29 protein-coding genes are annotated in these 23,446 nt (G+C 56.1%); 6 read left to right on the top strand and 23 right to left on the bottom strand.

All coding sequences use genetic code 11. From position 1 onward, the window contains the following. Positions 1-298: 298 nt before the first annotated feature. The 4 genes from Q8N00_06915 to Q8N00_06900 all read right to left on the bottom strand — a co-directional run bounded on the left by Q8N00_06915 (position 299) and on the right by Q8N00_06900 (position 1,658). Positions 299-541 carry a type II toxin-antitoxin system HicA family toxin gene (locus Q8N00_06915; protein ID MDP2382518.1) on the bottom strand — a complete coding sequence of 81 codons (243 nt, stop codon included), beginning with the start codon at positions 539-541 and terminating at the stop codon, positions 299-301. Then, entirely contained in the window at positions 538-744 is a 207-nt protein-coding gene (locus Q8N00_06910; protein MDP2382517.1) for a 2-oxoisovalerate dehydrogenase, read from the bottom strand. Before Q8N00_06910 ends, Q8N00_06915 begins: the two co-directional genes overlap by 4 nt. Before the next feature lie 297 nt (positions 745-1,041). After that, complete coding sequence (locus Q8N00_06905) at positions 1,042-1,410, bottom strand: DUF5615 family PIN-like protein (protein MDP2382516.1); 369 nt, start codon at positions 1,408-1,410, stop codon at positions 1,042-1,044. Next, complete coding sequence (locus Q8N00_06900; protein MDP2382515.1) at positions 1,407-1,658, bottom strand: DUF433 domain-containing protein; 252 nt, start codon at positions 1,656-1,658, stop codon at positions 1,407-1,409. Before Q8N00_06900 ends, Q8N00_06905 begins: the two co-directional genes overlap by 4 nt. 277 nt (positions 1,659-1,935) lie before the next feature. Here Q8N00_06900 and Q8N00_06895 point away from each other — a divergent pair, with 277 nt between their 5' ends. From Q8N00_06895 to Q8N00_06885, 3 genes are all read left to right on the top strand, one after another. Further along, complete coding sequence (locus tag Q8N00_06895) at positions 1,936-2,622, top strand: zinc metallopeptidase (protein ID MDP2382514.1); 687 nt, start codon at positions 1,936-1,938, stop codon at positions 2,620-2,622. A 188-nt stretch (positions 2,623-2,810) separates the two neighbouring features. Beyond that, positions 2,811-3,149 (top strand): type II toxin-antitoxin system RelE/ParE family toxin, encoded by a 339-nt coding sequence (locus Q8N00_06890; protein MDP2382513.1) that lies wholly within the window; start codon positions 2,811-2,813, stop codon positions 3,147-3,149. After that, a complete protein-coding gene (locus tag Q8N00_06885) occupies positions 3,146-3,502 on the top strand; it encodes a helix-turn-helix transcriptional regulator (protein MDP2382512.1) in 357 nt (118 codons plus the stop codon). Before Q8N00_06890 ends, Q8N00_06885 begins: the two co-directional genes overlap by 4 nt. A 139-nt stretch (positions 3,503-3,641) precedes the next feature. Here Q8N00_06885 and hflX read toward each other — a convergent pair whose 3' ends face one another. The 15 genes from hflX to Q8N00_06810 all read right to left on the bottom strand — a co-directional run bounded on the left by hflX (position 3,642) and on the right by Q8N00_06810 (position 19,437). Next, positions 3,642-5,030 (bottom strand): GTPase HflX, encoded by a 1,389-nt coding sequence (gene hflX / locus Q8N00_06880; GenBank protein ID MDP2382511.1) that lies wholly within the window; start codon positions 5,028-5,030, stop codon positions 3,642-3,644. Positions 5,031-5,574: 544 nt separating this feature from the next. Then, positions 5,575-5,943, bottom strand: a complete 369-nt coding sequence (locus Q8N00_06875) for a hypothetical protein (protein MDP2382510.1) — start codon at positions 5,941-5,943, stop codon at positions 5,575-5,577. Positions 5,944-6,612: 669 nt separating this feature from the next. Beyond that, a complete protein-coding gene (locus Q8N00_06870) occupies positions 6,613-9,837 on the bottom strand; it encodes a helicase-related protein (protein MDP2382509.1) in 3,225 nt (1,074 codons plus the stop codon). Next, positions 9,834-11,675 (bottom strand): phospholipase D family protein, encoded by a 1,842-nt coding sequence (locus Q8N00_06865; protein ID MDP2382508.1) that lies wholly within the window; start codon positions 11,673-11,675, stop codon positions 9,834-9,836. Before Q8N00_06865 ends, Q8N00_06870 begins: the two co-directional genes overlap by 4 nt. Continuing rightward, positions 11,668-12,891: a DUF6361 family protein gene (locus tag Q8N00_06860; protein MDP2382507.1), complete on the bottom strand. Its 1,224-nt coding sequence runs from the start codon at positions 12,889-12,891 to the stop codon at positions 11,668-11,670. The genes Q8N00_06865 and Q8N00_06860 overlap by 8 nt, the downstream gene beginning before the upstream one ends. A gap of 142 nt (positions 12,892-13,033) precedes the next feature. Then, a complete protein-coding gene (locus Q8N00_06855; GenBank protein ID MDP2382506.1) occupies positions 13,034-15,427 on the bottom strand; it encodes a DUF2075 domain-containing protein in 2,394 nt (797 codons plus the stop codon). A gap of 6 nt (positions 15,428-15,433) precedes the next feature. Next, on the bottom strand, positions 15,434-15,835 hold the full coding sequence (locus tag Q8N00_06850; GenBank protein ID MDP2382505.1) for a nucleotide pyrophosphohydrolase: 402 nt from the start codon (positions 15,833-15,835) through the stop codon (positions 15,434-15,436). A 913-nt stretch (positions 15,836-16,748) separates the two neighbouring features. Then, entirely contained in the window at positions 16,749-17,090 is a 342-nt protein-coding gene (locus Q8N00_06845; protein MDP2382504.1) for a helix-turn-helix transcriptional regulator, read from the bottom strand. Positions 17,091-17,411: 321 nt separating this feature from the next. Then, on the bottom strand, positions 17,412-17,567 hold the full coding sequence (locus Q8N00_06840) for a DUF86 domain-containing protein (protein MDP2382503.1): 156 nt from the start codon (positions 17,565-17,567) through the stop codon (positions 17,412-17,414). Next, positions 17,540-17,758, bottom strand: coding sequence for a DUF86 domain-containing protein (locus Q8N00_06835; GenBank protein ID MDP2382502.1), 219 nt, complete (start codon positions 17,756-17,758; stop codon positions 17,540-17,542). The genes Q8N00_06840 and Q8N00_06835 overlap by 28 nt, the downstream gene beginning before the upstream one ends. After that, positions 17,755-18,045: a nucleotidyltransferase family protein gene (locus Q8N00_06830; protein ID MDP2382501.1), complete on the bottom strand. Its 291-nt coding sequence runs from the start codon at positions 18,043-18,045 to the stop codon at positions 17,755-17,757. Before Q8N00_06830 ends, Q8N00_06835 begins: the two co-directional genes overlap by 4 nt. A gap of 217 nt (positions 18,046-18,262) precedes the next feature. Further along, positions 18,263-18,556 (bottom strand): BrnA antitoxin family protein, encoded by a 294-nt coding sequence (locus tag Q8N00_06825; protein MDP2382500.1) that lies wholly within the window; start codon positions 18,554-18,556, stop codon positions 18,263-18,265. Beyond that, positions 18,474-18,668 (bottom strand): BrnT family toxin, encoded by a 195-nt coding sequence (locus Q8N00_06820; protein MDP2382499.1) that lies wholly within the window; start codon positions 18,666-18,668, stop codon positions 18,474-18,476. The genes Q8N00_06825 and Q8N00_06820 overlap by 83 nt, the downstream gene beginning before the upstream one ends. Positions 18,669-18,728: 60 nt before the next feature. Continuing rightward, positions 18,729-19,046 (bottom strand): helix-turn-helix transcriptional regulator, encoded by a 318-nt coding sequence (locus Q8N00_06815; protein ID MDP2382498.1) that lies wholly within the window; start codon positions 19,044-19,046, stop codon positions 18,729-18,731. After that, positions 19,036-19,437, bottom strand: a complete 402-nt coding sequence (locus Q8N00_06810) for a type II toxin-antitoxin system RelE/ParE family toxin (protein ID MDP2382497.1) — start codon at positions 19,435-19,437, stop codon at positions 19,036-19,038. Before Q8N00_06810 ends, Q8N00_06815 begins: the two co-directional genes overlap by 11 nt. 374 nt (positions 19,438-19,811) lie before the next feature. Between Q8N00_06810 and Q8N00_06805 the strand changes: the two genes are divergently transcribed. Genes Q8N00_06805 through Q8N00_06795 form a run of 3 tightly spaced genes read left to right on the top strand, consistent with a single transcriptional unit; the run spans position 19,812 to position 21,175 of the window. Then, positions 19,812-20,486, top strand: a complete 675-nt coding sequence (locus Q8N00_06805; GenBank protein ID MDP2382496.1) for an SOS response-associated peptidase — start codon at positions 19,812-19,814, stop codon at positions 20,484-20,486. A gap of 4 nt (positions 20,487-20,490) precedes the next feature. Continuing rightward, positions 20,491-20,889 carry a type II toxin-antitoxin system RelE/ParE family toxin gene (locus Q8N00_06800; GenBank protein ID MDP2382495.1) on the top strand — a complete coding sequence of 133 codons (399 nt, stop codon included), beginning with the start codon at positions 20,491-20,493 and terminating at the stop codon, positions 20,887-20,889. Continuing rightward, a complete protein-coding gene (locus tag Q8N00_06795) occupies positions 20,861-21,175 on the top strand; it encodes a DNA-binding transcriptional regulator (protein MDP2382494.1) in 315 nt (104 codons plus the stop codon). Before Q8N00_06800 ends, Q8N00_06795 begins: the two co-directional genes overlap by 29 nt. 96 nt (positions 21,176-21,271) lie before the next feature. On the opposite strand, the gene Q8N00_06790 is transcribed toward Q8N00_06795, so the two are convergent. From Q8N00_06790 to Q8N00_06775, 4 genes are all read right to left on the bottom strand, one after another. Beyond that, on the bottom strand, positions 21,272-21,766 hold the full coding sequence (locus Q8N00_06790) for a GNAT family N-acetyltransferase (protein MDP2382493.1): 495 nt from the start codon (positions 21,764-21,766) through the stop codon (positions 21,272-21,274). After that, positions 21,763-22,065 (bottom strand): DUF1778 domain-containing protein, encoded by a 303-nt coding sequence (locus Q8N00_06785; protein ID MDP2382492.1) that lies wholly within the window; start codon positions 22,063-22,065, stop codon positions 21,763-21,765. Before Q8N00_06785 ends, Q8N00_06790 begins: the two co-directional genes overlap by 4 nt. A 489-nt stretch (positions 22,066-22,554) precedes the next feature. Beyond that, positions 22,555-22,905: a type II toxin-antitoxin system RelE/ParE family toxin gene (locus Q8N00_06780; GenBank protein ID MDP2382491.1), complete on the bottom strand. Its 351-nt coding sequence runs from the start codon at positions 22,903-22,905 to the stop codon at positions 22,555-22,557. Beyond that, complete coding sequence (locus tag Q8N00_06775) at positions 22,847-23,077, bottom strand: addiction module protein (protein MDP2382490.1); 231 nt, start codon at positions 23,075-23,077, stop codon at positions 22,847-22,849. The genes Q8N00_06780 and Q8N00_06775 overlap by 59 nt, the downstream gene beginning before the upstream one ends. Positions 23,078-23,446 lie beyond the last annotated feature (369 nt).

Below are 23,446 nucleotides of genomic sequence, written 5' to 3'. Positions count from 1 at the left end.
AGGCTGTTTGATCTGTCTGGTTGATTTCGTTACCTGAACTAGACGAACCAGAAAAGCCAGATAGACGAGATAGACCTGTCTGCCGCCTATGGAGACGGATCGTCAGATGCGGACGAGGCGTCGACAAGTGCGACCGGCGACGAAAGAGGAGAGGGCCAACCAGCAGAGCCAGTCCGAAGAGTAGCCCGGCAACCTATTTCATCGTGACATCTTTTGAATGGGGAAGAACGCTCGGTCTAGAGAAAGCCCCACGAGGCTGAGAATTCACCGAAAGAAAGACTCAGACGGCAGTCCGTTCCTACTCAAACAGCCGTTCTAGGAGCTGCTCACGGCTTATCTTATAATGCATGGCCACATCGGCGAGAATGGCCGAGAGGGTGCCGATGCGAAGCGGCGTATGCAGGGGAATCGTGAGATGATGCTCTCCATGCTCGTAGGTGGTGAGTCGGAGGTGACTGCCTGCTTGGCGGGTCATCGAGTAGCCGAGCTTGCGAAGAGCCTGAGCGAGATCGCTTCCGGACAGATCGCGGGGAAGCCTCATACGGCGATAACTTCCTCGCGGACGTGGTGAAGGCGGACGACCTTAGGCGCGTGGCCCTCCTCAAAGTGACAACGAACCGCTTCACGGACTTTCTCCGGCAATTCAGCCAGCGTATCCGCTTCCGTGAAGATCGACTGCCCGAGCGCGCGGGCGATGTACCCGCCCTCAGGAGCCTCTTCCACCACAAAAATCAATTCGCTCATGGCCATTTCTCACCAAAGAGTTTCTGTTGCACATGGTAGTCCCGCACACACCCAATGTCCAGCCCGCAACAGCTTCGCGCAGGAACGCTGCGAGGCGTTGATTCACCCACACTAACCTCAGCACTCAAAACTCAGAACCCCGCACTCTCAAAGGTCAGCCCCCTCCCGCGTGCAAGCAGGACCGGTTAGGCTTTTGGGTCTGTCTAATTGATTTCGTTACCTGAACTAGACAAACCAGATAGACAGGATAGCCCCATCCGCAGCCTCGTGGAGACGGATCGTCAGATGCGGGCGATGTTAGGAAGATTCTGGGTGTGAGGTTGCCGGACGGATGCGGATACGCCCTGGCTCAACGGTCACAATCGCGCCCGACTGGAGCTCTGTCCCATAGCGATTGAGGGCCATCACGCAAGCGGCCGCTTGTTGAGAAGCCGACAAGATCACCAGCCGGATAATTCCGGCATGCTCCTGCTCTCGCACCACAGCCAGCTCACCGAAATCTTTGTCGAGGGTAATGAGAATGCGACCTTCGCGAGAGGCCCGCGCCAAGATTTCATCATCCCCCGGATCGGCCGACCAGTCCCCTGCCCAGACCACATCGTGACCGGCGGCCATCAGTGGGGCAACTGCCCCACCTGCGATGCAAGTATCCAGGAGAAGTTTCACGAGGCAGTTTCAAGCGGAAACGGTTCAATTCGCTCGTGACCGACAATCCGATGCGCATAGGCCAGGCAGGCCTGAATGTCCTCGCGCTCCAGCCACGGATAGCCATGAAGAATCGTGTCCGTCGTGTCCCCGGCCGCGAGCATGCCGAGCACATGTTCAACGGCAAGGCGGCGGCCCCGGATAATGGGCTTCCCGCCGAAAATCTTCGGGTCGACCGTAATGCGTTTAAGAAGGAGTTGCTCATCCATAGGCCACCTCACATACGCGCATGATAGCGCACTTGCAGGGAGAAGAAAACCGATGGAACCAGATCAACCAGATAGACAGGATAGACCCATCCGCAGCCTCGTGGGGACGGACGTCAGATGCGGACGAGGCGCTGAGACAGGGCGAAGGGCCCGGTTCGTTATTCCCGCACGTCCATTGTGGTAGCCTGTGAGGGAAAGGGATCGATCCCAACAACCTTGTGCCACCGGCTTGGGCCGAGTGCCTCACCCGACAAGAAAGGGAGGGGAATCCGGATAGATGATACGCCTCGTCTTACTGTTGCTCCTGATCGGGGTTGTCATATTGGGTCCACAGTTCTGGACCAGGCGGGTCTTTGCCCGGCATAGTGCGCCCCGCTCGGACTACCCGGGAACGGGCGGAGAGTTGGCCCGGCATCTGCTCAATCGGTTCAACATGCCGCACATCACGGTGGAACCGACCGAGCTGGGGGACCACTACGATCCTGTCAGCAAAGCCGTCCGCCTGACGCCCGATATTTTCAGTGGGAAATCTCTCACGGCCATTACCGTCGCCGCCCACGAAGTCGGGCATGCCATGCAAGACCACATGGGGTACCAACCGCTCGCGGAGCGCACCAGGCTCGTGCGGATCGCACAGGGAGCGGAAAAGGTCGGAGCGGTCATGATGATGGGCATTCCAATCGCGGCGGCATTAGCACGAACCCCGGTCGCGGGCCTCCTCGTCATGCTGGCCGGATTGGCGACGATGGGGATCTCCACGCTAGTCCACCTCTTCACCCTGCCGGTCGAGTGGGACGCCAGCTTCAGACGAGCCCTTCCCGTCCTCCGCCAAGGCAGTTACCTCACGCCTGAAGACGAGCAGGGGGCCCGCAGCATCCTCACCGCAGCCGCGTTTACCTACGTGGCAGCCTCCCTTGCCAGTCTGCTGAACCTCTGGCGCTGGATCGCCATGCTCCGGCGATAGGCTCCACCCCGTCACGCCCCCTCACAGATCATCGAACCAGGTCCCACGCAGCGGCGATAAAAGACTCCCGGCACCTTCTCGTTGTATACATGGCCTGCCGCGGTCCGCCGGTCTCAACTCAGCGAGTCTCTTGTGTATATGCCAAATGTAGCATAACATCTCCCTGGATGGCCGCGGAGAGGTGAGGGATGAAGCCGATTCATTTTGTCGGAACGTCACGGGAGGACATTCGCGAACTTCCGGACAGCGCACAGGAAACGGCTGGCTTTCAGCTATTCAAAGTTCAGCAGGGAAAAGAAGCGGATGATTGGAAGCCGATGCCGACGGTCGGATCTGGAGTCCGGGAAATTCGGGTCAGGGATGAAAACGGGGCCTATCGAGTCTTCTATGTGGCCAAGTTCGAAGAAGCCGTGTACGTGCTCCATGTGTTTGAGAAGCGCTCACAGAAGACGGCGAGGGCGGATCTAGAGCTCGGACAGGTTCGGTATGCCGATCTGCTCAAGTGGAGAAGGGAGGAAGGCCTATGAAACGTGCCACGGTAACAAAAGGTAGTGGAAATATTTTTCGGGATCTAGGGTTTTCGGAAGAACGGTCTGCGGAGCTGATCCTGAAAAGCAGTTTACTGCAGGCGCTTCAGGAGACCATCAGGGGACGAGGCTGGAAGCAGGCCGAAGCGGCAACCCAACTCGGCATTGACCAAGCCAAGGTCTCCAAGCTCCTCGCCGGCCAAATGGCCGGGTTCTCGGTCGAACGCCTGGTTCATTTCCTATCCTTATTGGGCCAGGATGTCGAAGTCACCGTGCGGCAAGCTCCTCGCGGGCGACGCTATGGAACCGTCCGCTCCAGTCTACCCAAGAAGCTCGTCAAGCGTCCGGGATAGTAGAGCGGTTATCGCTCCGTCAGGGAAAGCCTCACGGCCCTGCAGGCCTGCGCCTGATCAAGGGGTTCCACGATGAAGGCCTTCAAGGGGAATGGGACGGACAGTCAGAGGAGAGTCGGGTGATGGCGCAATCCCTGCCTCATCGCGCGAGCTTCTTTTTGATACCAGCCAGATTCTCTGCTGTCGATCGCACCCGTATCGTGAGTCCCTCGGCATCATAGGCTTCGGACAAGATCCGCATCTTGGCGCGGATCTCTGCCACGACCCCTTGAGCCGTAAACGGAATATGTAATTCCTCGTCGATCATCTCGCTCTCAAAGAACCCCATAATGCGCGCACGGAGCGCCTGCAGATCGTCCTTGCTTCTCGTGGACAGAAAAAAGGCGTCCGGATATTCCGCCTTCAGGGCCGCGAGCTCGTCCGGTCCGAGACGATCTTGTTTATTCAACACCACGAGGCTGGGAATGTCCGTGGCGCCCACTTCGGCTAACACCGTCCGCGTGACCTCGAGTTGGGATCGAAAAGAGGGATCTGAGGCATCGACGACAAAGAGCAACAGCGAGGCACAGGCCGCTTCATCCAGCGTCGACTTGAACGACGCCACCAGATCATGCGGAAGCTTTTTAATGAATCCCACCGTATCGCTCATGAGCACTTTGGGACGCGTGTCAGGATACAGGGGCCGGATCGTGGTATCGAGCGTGGCAAACAGCTTGTCGGCCACCAGCACATCGATGCCCGTCATCGCGCGCATCAGCGAGGATTTACCGGCATTGGTGTACCCGACGAGCGCGACCGTCAATTCATGTTCCCGTCTCGCGCGGCGCGTCTGATGCTCGTCCCCGATCGACGCCAATTCCGTCCTGAGTTCTTTCAGGCGATCGCGGATTCTGCGCTTATCGAGCTCAAGGCTCGTCTCTCCTGACCCTTTGGCTCCGACTCCCCCGCCTTGCCGCTCGCTGCCACCACCGGTTTCACGCAAACGTGGCGCAAGATAATTGAGCCGCGCGATCTCGACTTGAAGCCGAGCCGCTCTGGTCCGCGCATGTCGACTGAAAATCTCAATGATGACGCCGGTACGGTCCAGCACCGGCACGCCGGCGGCACTTTCAAGATTTTTCAACTGGGACGGCGACAGATCACAGTCCACGATGACGATCTGCGCCTGTTCGCGAGGGCCCGGTGCGGCCTCGCCGGTATCATCCGAATCGTCTTCGTCTGATTCCTCCGTGACGTCAGAAGCCGCCGCCTCGCGCTTCGAAGCCGCTTTGTGCATCGGCCGTTCAAACGCCACCGCGACTGTCCCTGTGCCACCGGTCCACTGTGCCAATTCGGCGAGTTTCCCCTGACCCAAGACCGCCGCATACTTATCGGAACTCCGTTTTTGCGTCACCTGGCCCACGACATGGTGCCCGAGGGTGGTCACAAGACGGGTGAGCTCTTGCAGAGAGCTGTCCAGCTCCGCCACGGTCACACGAGGGGTGCGGATCGCCACAAGCACGGCATTCGACTGTGAGGGCATCGACATCGATGGATTGTCCTTGGCTACAGGTTGGTGAAGAATGTTCATGTTAACAGGGACGTTCGTGGTAAGGCGAGCGCGCATCGCAGGATCGCTACAACACTACCAACCCTCATCACCGTGAAAAGACACGTCAGGCAGAGGCCGTTGCGGGCGGTCCGGAAGGGATGAAGCGACGGGAGTAACAGCATGACGAGAAGAGCGCGAGCAGGACTAGCGAGGCAGGTTGGTCGGTCTGGTCTCTCTGGTTTATTTTGTTTGTCTGGTTTGTTTCGCTCCTGGAACTAGATGAACCAGAGAAACCGGATCAACCAGAAGAACCAGATAGACCAGGAGGCGCCCTCCCTCGCCAGCCTGCTCAACCTCTGGCGCAGGATCGCCTGGCACGGCGATAGGCCCGGCACTTCTCACCAGATTGCCCGATTGAGCGTTGGTACGTAACCGGTGGGTGGTCATTGCGGTGAGAAAAGACTCCCGCTACCCCCTCTTATCCAAGAGAAGACACAAAGACACGTGGTCAAAATTAGGCGACCAACCCCAACGAGCGTCCCTAGACATACGCATCGTGCGCTTCGCGTAATTCTTCCCGGGTTGGTGGAACAAGCTTGAACCACTGGTAGGCATAGACTTGCTCACGAAAGGTTGACGCTTTCTTCACCGGAATACCCTTTCCAGGGTGGCCTGTCTTCTCATTCACCACGATGGACGTAAGTGGCGGCGTGTGGTTCTTCTTACACCAGTAGGCAATGTGCGCAAGCGGATCGCCTAAGACACCGGGTCCAGCATAGCCAATGAGCCCAGCCATCACCTTATAGGTAAGGATTTGTCGATTACTGGCCGCGGCGACAAGGATTTGCCACATTTGTTGTGCCCTGGCGTCATTGCCCTGATATCCCTTTGAGCCAAATCGTCTAACCATAGCTCCCTCCCCATTCTTACCCCGTTACGTGTGCGATAGGACAGGACCGCTCCGCTCCCTTCGCATTTCAGCCATCAGTTCAGTCTGTCCTCCTCGCGAACCGTATGCAATAGCGACCTCAGCAGCCGACTTTCATGCGTTCCCGTCGTTCATCGCGCACGATGAAACGGTGCTCGTCCGATGCGCGCAGTGAAGGACAGTCCGGCGACTCCCTAGGTGAGTACATGCAATGTTGCCGTGAAGGCCGTAAGAAGGCCCTCGCACTGGTTCGTGGCACGACTCGGCATGCCAGTGGGCGGTGGGTGAGAAAGTGACACGCAGCGGGAGACCCTCTAGCCCGCCTTCAAGGGAGACAATAGAAGAATCGTGGTCTCAGTAGCAGAAAAGACCCTCGTTGCATTTCCCGCACTCCAATAAGTCAAAACTCAGGCCTGATCCTAAATCTCCGTATAGATGAACCAGAGAAACCGGATCAACCGGAAGAACCAGATAGACCAAGCAAACCAGATACGCTCGGCCCCGTCACGCACTCGCGCACATCATCCAACCGGGCCCAAAGCGACGTCGAGGTCGTCGGTGCTGGCGGGCGGCGAGAAAAGACTTCTATCCCCTTTGTTTTTCCGAGGTGGGAGGTCAAGAACTGACCTAGCAGACTCCTTCGGTTGGTTTTCAAGACGCCGCTGGGCTCAAATCTATTTGCAACTCCGCCACTATCTTTCCCCGCTCGTCTTCGGGAATTTTGGACAACAGATAGGCAATCAAATCCTCCTGCCGGCTCTGGCCGAAAACCATGCGGTAGATCGCGAGCGCTCGGCGCAGCCCGTATAAACGCTCGACTTCACGACTAAACGGCAACGCGGGAACATGTCGCTCTATTTTTGCCTCACCGGGGAAAAGCCAATAAGGCACGAGATCATTTTCCTGCACCGAACGGCCTGCACGACCGAGCGCAAAAACGGACTCCCACACATCCGAGTCACTTTGACGTAAAGCCTCGGAGGCAAATGCCGCCGCAATATTCTTGCGAACCGCATGCCCTTTGTAGCGATGTATACGACCCTCACGCTGTTCGAGATCGACAGGGTTTGACGGCAAGTTCCAGTGCGTAATGGCGTGACAGTAATGATGAAAATCAAGACCCTCCTGCCCGACCGAAGTGGAAACCAGCACAAACGGCCAGAATGGAGAGTTGAACGCCGCGCGCACACGCTCCTTACGCGTTCCCGCAAGTGCGCCATCAACGCCGATTGACACTTCTTCATCAGAGCGATCATCACCAAAACGCATGGCAAAGCGAATGCGCAGCGGTTCGGTCTTAAGCGTTACCTGGCGCGCATACCGGGGTGCCGTGACTTCATCGATACGTAGCGATGCAGCACGAATTGTTAGCGCTCCGATAAGTTCCGCACCAATTTTCTGGGTTGTCTCCTCTGCCGACAGCGCAGTAACGCTGAGTGACTCCCGGAGCAGATGCGTGTATTCATCGAGGACAGCTTGAAGCCCACCCGCGTGCGCGTAGTCCAGCACACGCTGCCAGTAAGGTTCGCCTGGAAATTCAGAACGAACTGCTTCGATGACCTCCGCATGATTGAAAAGAGTGAGAAAGGCTCTTCCCGACCGTGCGGCGATGTCACGCATCGGAAGAGAAAGCGCAGGGTCGCTACGGCTAGCCCGTGCGTACGCGCGTAACGCGGCTGTAGCCGGAGCGGCAGAAGCCGCGAGAGCCAGTACATCAAAAAGGTCGTCTGGCGGCACACCAAGCCGTTCTTTGCCAGTGCGGATAGAAATGAGTGTTTGCGTCGCGCGCTCCACATGACTAGACCAGCCAGCGTCTTCGTCGCCGACTTCGACACCGGCCCATGTTTGCGCCAGCTCCGTACGGTCCCACCAGGCTTGTGACTCGACTGGAAACTGCTCGTAATCAAGCAGCATCGGGGCAAGCCAATACCAGCGATCGTCGGTGCTGCTACCAGCCTCGTGAACGATGCCCAGCTTTTCAATCAAACCACGTACTCGCGTAGCGAGCTGTGTGCGCACCTCTGCGGCAGTAAGAGGTGTGCCCCGCGCCAACTCCCGCGGGTCACAAGAGCGAGCAAAAGTAAGGCATGGATAAACAAGCAGCAACAATGGCAGACCGATGAGGCGGCCTTCAGATATCCCAAACCGCAGCAATCCTCGCTGTTTCTTCCAATCTTCTTGCGTGACTCGCGAGAGCGGACTAGGCGCTCGCATCATCCGGCGTTCAGCTTCGTATGAAACGAGCGACGCTACGGCGCGCGGAACCATGTGCCAGGCGGAGAAGACGAGCCGCTTGGTCACGCTGGCCAATTCCGGAGCAGCGAACGGACCCTCCAGACTGTAATAGCAAAGCGATGGCGGCATCCAAAGCAGCCGCCACATTCCACGATCCACAGTCTCGGAGAGTAACTCGCGAAGACGTGAATTTGCTGGTTCCACCGGCTGGTAAGCGCGCACGCGTTCCAGATCAAGAAACGTCTCGGGGAACTCCCTTACAAGCCCCACCATCTGGTCTTTCTCGGGCGCGTCCTTGAAAGCCTGCTTCAAAGCGTAGTTGTCCATGAAGTTGAACAGGTACGGCGCTGACTTCCAATACTCGACGACATCGCCCTGTTCGACCGCGTCGGCAACCCGCTGTGCACCTAGAAACGCGCGAACATCAACCGCATGAAGCGCGGCATCGGCGGGCGGCGCATCCAGAAGCATTCCACCACGTTGGCTAGTCGACGCAAGGCGTTCGGTACGCGCCATCACCCGCCGCAGCCGCAGCTGGAGCGCTTCTTTCGCGCTACGCAACCGCGCCAGGCCGTCAGGTGTCATCACAGCAGGCAGAGCCGCGCGGTACTCTGCCAATATCTCCTTGCAGCCTGACGCATCGCTGTTTTCCAGAAACCGCAGTAAGGTGAGGAAGTCACCGTAGTGATCGTCATCGGTCTCATGATGGAGGCTCAGACCGCGATACGGCGTGGCCGAAAGTAGCAAAACGCGGGAACCCTGACCCGCCTGCGATTCAAATAAGTCGCGCGCAAGCTCGCCCGCTGGCGAATCTTCTGCAAGCAGATGTTTGAAACGCTGAAACTCGTCCAGAATGATTAAATCCGGCTCCAACGTCGCGAGGCAGACACGAGCGAGCAACCGCCTCAACTCGCCAATCCACCGCGTCCGCTGCCTGGTTTCGGCTTGCGTCGTTTTCGCGTCGCTGCGGCTGAATATACCGCGCAACTCCTCGAAGCGCGTACGCATATCCGGCTTCCCTGCCGTTACCTCTTCCTGCACTTGCGTTGCTAAGCTGGAAACAAACTCATCTGCGATCTGTTTATTGAGTTTCGTGGGGTCAAAAGCTTCTATACTTCGTTCGAATGAAGCCGTCCCCGCGTATTCCTGCATCACGTAAAGCGAGGCACGCGGCCCGTGGATTCCCCATGCGCGATCCAACAGCCAATAAAGCAGAACCCGCTCATCCATGCGCCCACCGCCTCCGGTTTGCTCAAACGAAGTGGCAGGTGTCAATGCTACGAAATTGACGCGATGGCGCCGGAGATCGTGCATTTGTAGCGGCAGTAAGGTCAGGCGCGTTGCCTGTGCCGCATCCTCGCAGCCCGGAATTCTAAGCCGATCTATGTTCTGGCGGGCAATGTCGGCGTTGGAACAAATATAGATTACATCAATGCGTGGTACCTCGTTCCAAAGGTGATCGATTGTGCGCGCAATCACACCGCGTGCGACAAGGGTCTTGCCCAATCCTACTTCGTCTGCGACAAGAAAGCGGCGGGTCGGGTCCTGTCCATAGAATCGGTCAAAAATATAATCGACTGTCGCTCGCTGAAAGTCCTTCAGGCCGGCAAGAGCGGAAGCTGTATCGGGACGTGCGTTCATTTTTCCATGACCTGCCTGGCGGCATCCCAAATGGGTTCCCAGATTTTCCGAAAGTCGTCGCTGAGCAATTCCGAGCTACCTGGTTGCTTTCGGAGCACCGCCAATAGAGACGACACGCGTTCAAGCTGCGCCGGACTACGATGCAGAGCCCGGAGCAGCGTTTCCAGCAAATAGGGATTCGCAGACGCCCGGCCTGGACCGTCCTCCTGCGATGTAAGCAACTTGCGCAAATCACCTGAAGCAGCCGCCATTTCATCGCCGGAGGCTAGGAGAAAAAGGATATAGCGAAGCAATTGATCGCGGTTTTCGATCAGCGAGCGGACAATCCGATCCTGGCGATCTTCTGGCGCACCCTGGAGCGGAAGGTTCATGACAAAAATCGATTCGCGCTTTGCTTCGCCGTGCTTCGCAGTCATGGCGAAGGCGATGAGGGGCGTTAGCCCCCCGTATGACAGCCGGGGAAACACCATTGATTTATTAAGTGTTTGAGCCCGCTCCGCTTGCTGCGTGATCGGCCACGCCCGTATCTCGACCGCTGTATGTGGCCAATGCGGCGCACGCGTCCACTCCATACTCATGTCAAAAGAATCAATTTCACTCGCGGGCGTGACGACCAGCCGTGGACCTGCGGTAGCAAGTGCTCGCTTCGTAGCATGGAGCAGATCATCGAGCTTCTGCGCTGTCGCATCGGCTGGCACGGGTGCCGCGTTCCTATCGTACGCCTTCAACAAGTCAGCGAAATTTGTTTCACCCTTCACTTGTCGGAGAAACTGGTCCACGCCGAATCGGCTCTTTTTGCCCACGAGTTCGACCATAAACTCGACATTGTGCTGCAAAGCATGAACGGTCGCGTTGAACGAACCGCTGAATACGCTGGCATTCCAGCCGCGATCTATGACGAATAGCTTCGCATGTAAGCCATCCAACACTTCATCCCGTTCGAGCGGAGGCGACCCATCATCAGATTCATCTGTTAGTTCCGGCGCGAGAAAGCTAACACTTTTGCACCGTTGCAAAGTCTCTTGTGGCAGCTCCTGTATACTCTCCGGACGAGAAACCAAATGCATTTCTTCGGTGTGGTCCAGGAAGTCACGTACAATGGGATTAGAGAGGAAAGGCGAGACGATCAGGGCTTTGTCTTGCCGTTCGCCAAAAGGCGTAACCGCTTTCCCCTCCAATCCCGCTACCCAGAAGCGGCATTCGTTTTCATCAAAGCCATCCGGCCACTTGAACCGCACGCGTCGAAGCTCGTCCGCGATTTTCGCTACCCCCTGCCGACGCCCACGCGGGAGAGCGTGACCGGCGAGACCAGGTAGCGCCGCAATGAAATCGGCGAGAGGGTGATTTGCAGCGATGGCGTTCGAACGATCTGTAAGTTCGCCGTCGAGCGCAACAACTGTGTCCCAGCAACGGTCAAAAGTCAGGTTGCGGCTTAGACACAGGACGCGATAACGAACCGCGCCATCCTCTGCAACAAAACGCATCGCCCATACCTTCGGGTGAAAGACACCATCCGGGTCTTCCAGCTGCACGTCGTAAATACAGGGCTCCAGGAAAGTGACAAGCGGTTGATACTTTGGCGGCAAACGAATTTGTCCACTCTGACAGAAAACAGTGAAACGATCACCGTAGCGCCTTAACGCTTCGAGCAAGGCCAGTGGATCGGCTACCAGTTCACCATCGGCCTGTTCCCAGTCAAAGAACGCGAATGAGAGGGGAAGCATCAGCGCACTCATGAGATCGAGTGAGAACGTAGTCCCAACGGCAACATCCAGTTTGCAGTCAACAGGCGGGCGAAGCAGCTCTAGCAAATGTTGCCTCTCGTCCGGCCTAAGCATCAAGTGCCTCCAGGCCGTCGAAAATGTCCCCGAGCAATCGTTGACTTATGAGCCACCTAAATTCCAACTGCGCAGTGCCGGAATCACCCGTCCAAAGCTCCTGTGCACGGGGATTGTCTATGCGTGCCAGCTTCTTTTTTAGTCGGCGCTCGCGCTCGCGAATAAACGAGCGCACAGATGGGTCATCGCAGAGCCGTGCAGCATCACCAGCCAAGGCGTGCCCCCACCATGTATTGATAAAGTCATAGGTAGGTTTGGTAATTCGTGGATTGACGGCATGAATCATTTGCCAGAAACGCTCTCTATTCCATTCGGCCAGCACGCGTGAGCGTTCTGAGAGCAATTGCGCCCATTTTGCAAAACTTTCACGGTACTTTGTGACACCCTCATCCCGATGGGCCTGTTCAGCCAGAACTAAGTTGTAGAGCAACGGTGCGCCGTTCATGATCTCAGAAAAATTCTGCGCGTGATCCAGTTTCACGCGCAATGTCGATGGCAGCTCAGCGGAATACGGGTGCTCCCATGCGAACGGCACATCGGCACTACGTCGCCGCTGCGCGACGAGTTCTGCCAGCAACGACCCAGAGGATGCCGGGCTCAAACGGATGCGCTCAGCGAGATAATTGGCTTCGCGGCACGTCAGGCTCAATGAGCACTCTGTGGGAAAATCCGGCGGCGGCGGAATCAGCCCTGCGTGCCAGTTCGGTGGCATGAGATCATCATGCTCAGCGTCACGCTCCGTCGCACGGCCGCCGTGCCGCGTGAGCTGTGTATAATACCGATCAAGGCTACGGTTGTACTGCGCTTGCGCACCGCTGAAGGTGCGAATCCCCCAGACACTAAGCCCCTGCCAATAAACGCTGCTCGGAAGGCGCTTCAGTGCAGTCTTAGCCACCTTGCCGATGTTCCCCTCGTTGTCATCCGACCGCTCGATGATCTCAATTAGGCCTGTCTCCGCTCGCCGCGCCCGCGCGGCAATCTGCGCTGAGCTAGTGCGCGACTTTTCCTGACGCTGATATATCCAAGGGACGAGGAGAAAATACCGCGCTCGGGTCATGATTGTGCTCGTACCAGGGAAAAGCAGGTCGGCGAATGCATCGCGCACTGAGCCGATGCCCAGCTCATCGCGGGTGTCGTGTTCTCTGAATAGAGCGACGACATCGAGCATCTTCCGACGTTCGCGCTCCGAGTAGTCTAACCAGACAAACACGGACATCAATAAGACCCCTTCTATCGAAATCACTCAACTAACTTATGAGCCTCGGTGTTAACCGCCTTGATGAAACGGCCCTTTTCAGTTTGGGAGGCAGTAACCTTCTCCACGTTTCCACACCGTTTCTGTCTTTACATCAATCAGCTTACGTGGAAACCAAATCAGAGGTGATGCTCCCTTTGTATAAAGCAACTATTCTAAATTCGTCAGCCCTCCCCTCAGGGATCTCGATCTCTCGATAGAGCTTGTTCGCTGGCTTAAGCACAATTCGTCGATGTGACCAACTATCTTCGCCGACTTCTTTTTCTGAGAAGTAGAATTTAACCGAGTAGCTGGACTTCGTATCTTCGTCATGAAAGCCCTTGTGTTCAGCCAATACAATCTGCCCATTCCTTGTGCCTTCCGGCGCATATTCAAAGAGGCAATAAGTTCCATCTAGTATCTTTGGTGACATAGAGTCTCCAATGACCTTGGCCACGAACATCTGCTGATTCAGCTTCTTCTTTGACAGTTTTATCCAACCCACCGGCTGGGTATCACTTTCACGACCGAAGTATCCCGCGGCCGCTTCAAGCGCCAGAAGAGGTAGGTATTCTCTATACGCCTTATCCCCGGGGTGTTCGACAATCGTTGGCAGCCACTTCTCTTGCGTATCATCTTTTTCGAGAGCGGCACTCAAGTCCATTCGGCTTTTAAAGAATCTCTCGGTCTCCTTATCCATGAAATGGACGTAGCAACCCTTCATCCCTCGGCTAAGCAGTACACGATAGGTGCTTTTGACAAGTTCGATGAACCCTTCCTTGGAGCGCTTCACTACCGCATCTGCAGACTCTTCCTTGACGCCCCGCCACCGACCATCATCAAATCGGTAAACCAAGTCCTTGCCGATGATAACCCCAACATAGTCGAACTCAAACCCTTGCGCAGTGTATACACAGCCAACCTGATCGATCCCGCCAGGATCATATGCCCATAGCTCAGCTGGTGGGATTCCCTTGGCAAGCTTCTTTGACCCAGGCTTTGCATCCCAGGGGCGCTTGAAATCACCAATGACTACGTCCTCCTCCAACGTTCCATCAGCTCGTGGAGCAGACCATTTCCAACAGAAGCCAGCAACAAGCCTGGCAGAGTTACCCTTGCGGGCCTTTTCTCGAATAGCGTCTTCTAGAGCGTTAGGACTTTCGAAAATCTTAAACTGAAATCCTTCGGCGCCCTCCCAGATAATGTTTGCCGTTCGCCTAACCTCTAGGGTGTTGTCCACCCAATTTAAAAATCCATCAGAACCACCGCACCGAAACTGGGCCTCAAGCTCGTATTCTTCACAGACGATACCTAGTGCTGCAGCCGCACGTTTGATGTAATCTACGGAACCGATTTCGTTAGGCCGAACCACCTGCGCGTCATCTATGAGAAACACGCATAGGCGGGCCACGCTCAAAAGTTCATCGATCTGTGCAACTTTTGAGGACTTCGCTTTAGGCGTGAAGCGATTATTGCTTGACGTCCTAATCCGATGGGACTCATCCGCAATCATGACGTCGATTAGCTCTTCTGTTTGGCCCATGTAACTGTTGAAATATTTGATCTGTGCTGAACCGCGTCGCCCTATAACTTTCCTCAGAGTTTCCGTAAAGGCTTTTGAGCCTGTTGCATAATGGACGTTCCGTCCCTCGCGCAAAAGCCTTGCCATTAGATTGATGGCAACAACAGACTTTCCTGTACCAGGTCCACCCTTAATGATAAGAACACCTTTGCCCTGCTCTTCCATTCGCCTCGATCTTGCTAGCACTCTTTCGAAAACGACTAACTGCTCGTCTAGCAGAACATATGAGGGCTCACCTTCGATGACCCCAGCTACATGTTCCATCAATTTCTTGCTCGGTGCGTAGCCTCCCGCCTCAATTTTATCCAGTATCGCAGCGCCCTTCCCCTTTCCTGTGTGGGAGTAAAGATGCTCGCACAAACCTTCCGTCTTGCCCATTGTGAAAACTGGGTATTGATCCAGCCAATCTGCAAACGACGCGTCGAATATAGGATCTCCAACTGCTTCTTGGTAGTTATGCAGATATGAACAAGCGCTGAGGTGTACGGGAGCATCACCTTCATGAAACGCTGTGTGGGTATCCCCCAAATACATTTTGTAATGACCTACCTGAACGGACGGATGCAGCACCGGTCGCTCTCCACCACCGACAAACGTCAAAAGAGTCTCACCATCCGCGCGCTTGGTGTTTTCCCACTGTTTGAGTTCAACGATGACCGCGTGATCACGCCCAGTCTGATCCTGGCCTGTAATTAAGAAGTCTAGCCTTTTAGAGGTCAGTGGCAACTGGTACTCGATCATAACGCCGTTGTCTTTGAGTCCAGCTGTAGTCACTACTCCTGACATGGCACGCAGTGAGTTTTTCCAGGACCGCACTTCATTCTCGGATGGATAAAATCGGTAGGATTCAAAAAACGATCGGCGAAGTTTGTCCGCGATCTGATTGCGATTCGCGTCATTAACAAATTCAACAGAACTAGCAGAATAGAGTCTCATGCACGCTCAACTTTGATTATATTTCAAGTTAGACCCTCTCGCTCGCTTGACCGGATACTTGCTTCGGTTCTTCCTGATTTTTCGCCTTAAAGCATCGCCCAAATCAATGCCCGTCACTTCACTCATTCGCAATAGGAAAAACTGAACGTCGGCCATTTCGTCCGCGATCATTTCTCGGGTGTGCTTACTGTCCAGCAAAGACTGCACTTCCTGATCACTTTTGAACCTGAATAAATCAAGAAGTTCTGCACCTTCTGTCACAACGCCAATAGCTAAGTCCTTAGGCTTATGGAATTGTCGCCAGTTTCGTTGGTCGCAAAAACTGCGAACGAGTCCGATTGCATCAAGAAATGTAAGCTCTGCGCCTATCTGTTTCTTACGGACAAGAGATTTACTTTCCAACTTCATGATTACCCTCGTTGCTTTGCTTCACTTCATTCCGATCTTACAGTCTTGAGGGGGGTAGCAATCTTTCCCCAAACACACTTCTAGCCGCCCAGGATCTGCGACCGTGTAGTCAGCCAGATCCCGAAGCCTTCCCATCTTGCTTCGTCCAGGACAACCCAAAACAGTTCGGGACAAGGAATGAGGGTCGGGACTTGCATTCATACACTCATCCAGAGCTCGCGAGGTTGCCCGGTTACTCTGCCAGAGACTGCTTTAGACAAGCAGGCGCCACTCCCTGCCGCCGCAGAATACCCGTTTCCTATCAATAAATCATGCCCCCCAAAGGGATGCCTTTGGCTTCACGACCATGACTGGAGGATATCCCAAACCCACTTACCCTACACAGGTGACCGAGTGCGCTCCGCGTACTTTCGCCGCAGTGGCGGGGTCCCCACCCGGCGGCTGGAGAAGGAACGCTCGAACTGACCGACGCGTCACGGTTACCCAACCGTGACCAAGGGAATTCCAGAAGGCTTCCGCTCAGACCGCCGTGGATGGGATGCTACGAGAGGCGACGGAGCGGGGCGCACTCGGTCACCGGTCCCCCCTTTGGATTTCGCGGACGTGACCGAAGAAGCGAGAAGGGGGATGGTTTATCTGGCCTGTCTCGTTTGTCTGGTTGGTCGGACGGAGGGGGAACGAGCGGGAAAGGCGGGATGGGGGAAGGGTGGTCTGGTTTGTTTCGTTTATCTGGTTTGTCTGGTTGATCGGACAGGGGAAGGTCTGTCTGGTCTATCGCGCCTGCAAGACGGGCTCGACGAGCGGGAATGGCAGGAAATGCAGGAAGAGCGGACTGGTCTATCTGACTGGCCTGACCGAAAACCTCACCAGAAGAACCAGAAGGAGTAGATGAAGAAAACCGAGGCGGACTCCCCTATGCGGCGCGAGGGCCGGCTTTCTTTTCTCCGCCCTTAATGGCGTTGGCAAGATCGGTGGAACTGGCCCCAAGGAGTATGAGGGCACTGACCAAGAGATCCATCGACACTGACGGATCGCCGGCTTCCATCTTCGCCACTCGCGATTGACTGGATTGGAGCCGTTCAGCGAGCTGGACTTGCGAGAGACCCTGTTTATTCCGTCGCTCCCGGAGACTCCGACTGAGCGCCAGCTTCACGTCGATGAGCACCGCCTCCGCTTCTGACAGCCCGAGAAACTCCTTCACGGACCCGACCACCCATCCGGCGGCTTCCAGTTTTGCCTTTCTCCCTTTTCTCATGACCCCTTTTCGTACTTCTTTTTCTCTTCGTCACCGTTTTCATTTCGATCTCCCAAAGATCATATGTCGCATCTGACATATCGTCAATCCCCCAATCCCCTCCTCTCTCCATGTTCCTCCGACCAATCTCCCTCTACAGGGATGCTTTGGTTTTCGCGGACGTGACCGGAGGCGCGACGAGCGGGAATGGCAGGACGTGGGGCGATGGAAGACGCGGGCGTGAACGGTACGGGGGGAGGGAATGCTGGGTCCTGAGTGCGAGGTGCCTGTCGCCAGAGATTCGGCCTGCCGCAGGCAAAAGGCAGCCAGCAAATCGTTGCGTTATGGTGTGGGAGGTAGCGTCGTCAGTAGCTCTATCACTTTCTCGTATAACACCGGCAGGTCGCGGTCGACGACATCCCATACTAGCTGCACATTGACGCCGAAATAATCGTGGATCAGCTTATCCCTCATGCCGGCAATGGGTTTCCACGCCACTCCTGGGTGGGCGGATTTGAGGCCGGGAGACACTCGCTTGGTTGCTTCACCAAAATGATTTCCAGATTGCGGACTACGGCGTCTTGGGTTTTCCGGTCCGCCAGGAAGCTGTCCTTTCCGGTCTCTGTATATTGCACGATCTGCCGGATAGCATCTCGAATGTGGAGCAGATAGATACGATCGTCCTTCATAGGCGAACGGATTCAGCATGGATTTTCTGATCGAGGTAGGGACTGAGGCCCTGATCGGTCAGGACGTCGACTTTGCGTTGCAGCAAGGTTTCTAGCTCTTGGCTGAGCTCAATAAGATCGAGCAAGCTGCGGTCGCTCTTCATTTCAACGAGGAAGTCGACATCGCTGTCTGGGCGCGCCTCTCCCCTCGCCACGGACCCGAAGACCCGCACGTTGTGGGCTCCATGTGCCTGCGCGAGGCGCAGGATTTCCGGTCGTTTGAGTGTGAGTAAATCTGCGATGCCCATTCTGCATTCCCCTCAGCAGCCCTCGTCCCTGAAGGATACCGATTTACCCACGTCCTGACAAGCTGTACGCGCCAAGTGCTGAGTCCTGAGTGCTGAGCGAGGAGGGCGGGACGAGCGGGAATGGCGAGACGGGGGAAGGTTTGTCTGGTTGGCCGGACCGGAAACCCCATCAGACGCACCAGAAAAACCAGATAGACGAGAGAGACTGGAAGGACCGTTACGCGGCTTTGGCGGCGGCTTTTTCTAGAAGCTCATGAATCAATGACTGGTAGGGCTTTCCTTGCTTGGCGGCCATCTTCCGAAGCTGGCTTAACAGCTTCGGCGAGAGGCGAATGGCGATCAACTGCTTGGCGACACCACTGACCGGTCTGCCAACCCGACGCATGCGCGTGAGTTCTGCGTCCGTGGCTTCAGGAATGTCAGAAAAATCAATCTGCGAGTCCGGCATATGCTTGACGTTCTTTGCGACTCGCCTGCCTTGCGCTGATGATTCGGATCGTTTCTTTTTCATGGTCTCTCCTTCGTATCGTGTACACCACGAAGAGGATTCGCCCTGACAGCGATCGTCCTATGCGTTGGCGGCGGCGTTCATGCACGGAATGTTGTGGATCGTCCCCGTCCAAGGCATTCGGATCAACAAAAATGGTGGCCGCCTCTTCCCCGCCTTGCTTTTCAGCATTCTGTTACGCAGCCCGGTGAGTGTTCGGCCCTGGCTCCATAATAATATCGAGTCGCCCTCCGCAGGCTTGGACGATCCTCTGAAGCGTACGGAGTTCGTAGCGATCGTACGCCGCATTTTCGTAACGGCTGATGGCTGAGGCCGTAGTCTTTGCTCGCTGCGCCACTTGTGCCTGAGTGAGTCCCGCCTCTTGGCGCAGTCGGGAGAGCTGCTCCCCGATGGCCAACTTCTGCACTTCCTCTTCAAATCCTTTGCGGAATTTTGGACTCGCCAGTTTCCTATCTAGCCACCCCTTGCTCGCTTGCGCCACTTTAGCTTTCATGCGTCGCTCTCCCTTCAACATCTTCCTTGTAGGCTTCGGCTCGATCGATTTCTCGTTTGGGCGTCTTCTCCCCGGCCTTTCTGAACCCATGCGTCAAGATCAGTCGCCGGCCGATAAAGAAAAAGCACAAGATTCGATCGGCCTCAACCTTGAATTCAAAGATCTGGTCCGTTTCAGTCAAATGTTTGAACTTGCGTTCATTCCAAATCTTCCCCGTGTCTCCCATGCGCGCAAACAAGGCCGCAAACTTCTGCTGCCCTCCAAGAGGAAGCTGTTCGAGCCAGACTTCTGCCGGCACAGCCCCGCCCGGAGCGACGTAAAATTCAATCCGGAACACCGCGCCGTCATAGACCAGACGACTTGACGGCAGTTTGCTTGATGGATCTGCCATGTTCCCTCTATTGAGAACATAGCATATATGCTACTATCCGAACAAGCACCGCTCATCCCTCTCCCTTGCTGGCGGGCGAGAGGGACTCCCATTGCGCATGTCCAACGAGGGTCTTCAGAGACCGCGCGTTGCACGAGCACAGGAGACCTCTCGCCTGTCCCTGCCCCATCCCCTCCTCCAAGCTTGCTTGTTGTCTCTTAGGGATGGGGCCTGACTGATCTTCTACTGCGCGCGTCCAACGAGGGCCGTCCGCGGCCGCGCGTTGCGCGAGCACAGAAGATCATCAGGCTCCACCCCGCTCTTTGTTCCGGGAGCAAGGGATCAGCATGGGTGTCGTTCCCTCTCCTCGTAACCATGTGTTACCCTCTCTTCCTATGTGCGGACGCTTTACCCAAACAGCTTCGCCCGCAGTGATCGCCCAGGAGTTTGGCATTTCGGTCCCTCCCCTATTCACGCCCCGCTACAACATCGCTCCTTCCCAACCAGTGGCTGCGATCAGGATCGAGCCAGGGACAACCACCCGCCAGTTAGTACAGTTGCGCTGGGGCCTGATTCCCTCCTGGGCCAAGGACCCGAAGGTCGGACATCAATGCATCAACGCCAAGTCGGAGACCGTGGCGGAGAAGCCTTCGTTCCGCGCGGCCTTCAAGGCCCGGCGCTGTCTAGTGATTGCAACGGGGTTCTACGAATGGCAGGTTCAAGGAAAGGTGAAGCAGCCGATGTGGATCGGCTTGACGAGTCACCGGCCCCTTGCCTTTGCCGGCTTGTGGGAACAGTGGCAACCTCCGGAGGGCACGGCCATCGAATCCTGTACGATCCTCACCACGGATCCAAACGAGTTGCTGCGCCCGATTCACAACCGGATGCCGGTGATTCTGGCCCCCACAGCCTACGACCAATGGCTCGACCCCACCGTCCAACAGGCCGCATCGCTGCAAGCGCTACTGCGTCCCTACCCGAGTGAAGAGCTCCATGCCTACGCCGTCAGTACGCTCGTGAACAACCCGCGGCATGAGGCGCCGGACTGCCTTGAACCGCTTCCGGCGTAGCAGGATGCTGAAAAAGACCGCCAGCGGCGTTCTCGCTTCACGAAGAGGCTCAACATACCGACACGCGTATGCCTCGCCTCTTCGCTCACTGCGGCCTTGCTGGACGGTCTTTTTGAGCATCCTGTGGGTAGTGACACCTCGATACCATTCGGGATGGTTCAACCGTGGGTTACGCATATACCTAGTTCTTCGGCAACCTGTTAAGATTCGACCGTCATGTCTATCTCGTGTACGGTTTCCCAAAAATGAGCGCAGCAACATCGATAAGGACGAAGAAGCCGCGTTGAAGAAGCTAGCCGCACACCTACTGGCATTGACGGTGTCGGCGCTCGGCCAGGCACAAGACGCCGGGGAATTGATGGAGGTGGATTGCGATGCGAAAAACCAAATCAGCCATTCTTGACGCCGTTCACGGTACGGCCAAGGGATTACACAAAGCTGGCGTGATGGATCAGGTCACGCTGCGCGAATTCGACCGCCTGTGCCTGCCACCCATCGCACCGTTGGCGCCGGCGCAAATCAAGCAGATCCGTGAGACCTCACGAGTCAGCCAGGCGGTCTTTGCCGCGCTGCTGAACACAAGCCTGTCGACGGTGCAGAAATGGGAGATCGGTCAGAAACGGCCCACGGGCACCGCCCTCAAGTTGCTCCACCTGGTACAGGAGCGTGGGCTGAAAGCCGTCGCCTGACTCGTGGCTACAGGGATGGCGGCATGAGGCGCCCGACTGTCTTGAGCCGGTGTCTGCGTAGCAAGATGCTGAAACGGGAGGCAGGGTGGCTGGGTGTTAGGCCACGATCTTTCTCATATCTTTGAGCAAAATCAGCAGATGGAGAGGATCGCTGGGTGAAGAGATGAAGTCAAAGTGCTGGTAGAACCCTGTTGCATGCGTATCTTTGGCATGGACCAGTAGGGCGCGAATTCCCACAATGTCTGCGGCTTGCAGCGTCCGCAGCATGGCGTCTTTCAGCAGTCCTGCTCCAACCCCCTTGTTTTGCCATTGCTGGTCTACCGCTAGTCGTGCGAGCAGCATGACTGGAATGGGATGATGGGCTAGCCCTTTTGTGACTCGTTCCGGTGCCTGTCCATACTCCACCGATCCCACAGCCAACGAGTAATAGCCGATCACCGCTTGATCAGCCAAACCGACATAGGTGCTTGAGGCGCCGCTGCTTTGATTCTGGAGCGCGTACTGTTGCAGAAAACGATTGAGGTCTTGGTTGCCACAGTCGAACGAGTCAACGGCGTGACGCGGCTGAAGCTTTTCGATCCTGGGAATCACCGCTCTTTTGTCGGGGCAGGAACAGCGTCAAAGAAGCCAGGTTCAGTCAACACACGCTGGAGACGAGGGAGAGACCGAGTTGGCGCATCAAGGGCCTGCTGAAACTCAGACCATTTCGCTTTGCTCAGCACGAATGTATGGCGATCTGCCAGCGTTTGCTCGGCATGAGACAACGCGCTTTCAAGGACAAATGCACTCAGCGAACGACTGGCCACGGATGCAGCCGCTTCCAATCTCCGCTTGGCTGCGGAGCTCAGTCGAAGGTCCAGTTTTTCAGTACGAACTGCACGTGCTGACATGTCGCCCCTCCCATTGCTCCTGATCGTATCTTCATGATTAATCGATGTCAAGACAATGTCTTGACATATAAATACAGCATATTCAATGCACTACGAGATGTACATCCTTAAGTCACCATACGAGACTACGAGATCATAGCCCCATAGATGGTACGTTCAGTTTCATTTTTATCGTGCCATGACATGGCTGGCGTCGACGGCTCTCCCGCCTACACGACCAATTGGGCCGAGCTGCCCCTCGTGATCGCCTAACACTGACAGGCAACGTGTACATTGTTGCCAGCGTCGCACCAGTGCCTGACGGGAAGCGTACAGGAAGGTCTATCTGGTTGGTTTGGTCTATAGCGCCTGCGAGAAGGGCGAGACGAGCGGGGAAGGCGATACGTGGGAGAGCGAAGACGGTTGGGTTGGGCTCGTCTATCTGGTTATATTCGTTAGTGAACCAGAAAAACTAAACACACCAGATGAACAGGGAGCCCTGGCGTAGGCTTATCGTGATCGCGACTTCCAGTATCCTGGCTCTCGCCGCAAATGCATGATCGCGAGGATCTCAATCGCGTCTAGCTTGGTTCGATAGATAATCCCATAGGGAAAGCGGGGGAGTTTGCACTGATGAACCTCACCCACAACCTTCGGATACAGCTGGGGGCGCCGGCGAATTCTGTGGAGGGCATCGTCGAGAATATCGAGGAACCGCTGCTCAAGACCTGCCTGTCGTTCCCTGTAAAATCTTGCGGCCTCGGCTGCTCTGATTGAGCTTCCGGATGCCACCGGATGTGCATCAGGCCTGTTTCTTCCGTAGCTCGGCCATGACGGTATCGGAATCAACCAATTTAACATTCCCACGATCGATGTCATCGCAGCGACGCTGAATCTCTGCCCGCCATGATTGGGAAACATCGAAGTCTTGCTCAAAGTCGAGTCCTTCCAGGAGCGCTTCGGCGATAAACGCTCGGGTCGCTGGCTCCAACTGCATGGCCTCGTCCAGGATCTTCTTCACATCAGCTTTCATGGCTGCATTCCTCCTTCAGTCCAGATATCCGCCCGCCATTCTAGACCTCGTCGTTCTTGAAGGATACCGATTTGCCCACGCCCTGACAAGCTGTACGCGAGAAGTGCTGAGTCCCGTGGGCTGAACGAGGCGCGGAGCCATAGAAGACGTGGGGCGAGAACGATAAAACGCAAGGAGTGCTACCGGTGAGGCATTCCCTCTTTGTTCCGTTTTCCCCTGATACATACCCTCCCTACAGGGATGCCTTCGGCTTTCGCGGACGTGACCGGATGAGCGAGAAATCCTCCTGGTTGAGCCGGGAAGGAAAGCTGGAACTGACCAAGGCCACGGTCGCAAGAGCGTGACTGCGGGAATTACAGAAGGTTTCCG

It is taken from the genome of Nitrospirota bacterium, from assembly GCA_030684575.1.
GTDB lineage: Bacteria > Nitrospirota > Nitrospiria > Nitrospirales > Nitrospiraceae > Palsa-1315.
This window is presented reverse-complemented; position numbering and strand designations above follow the sequence as displayed.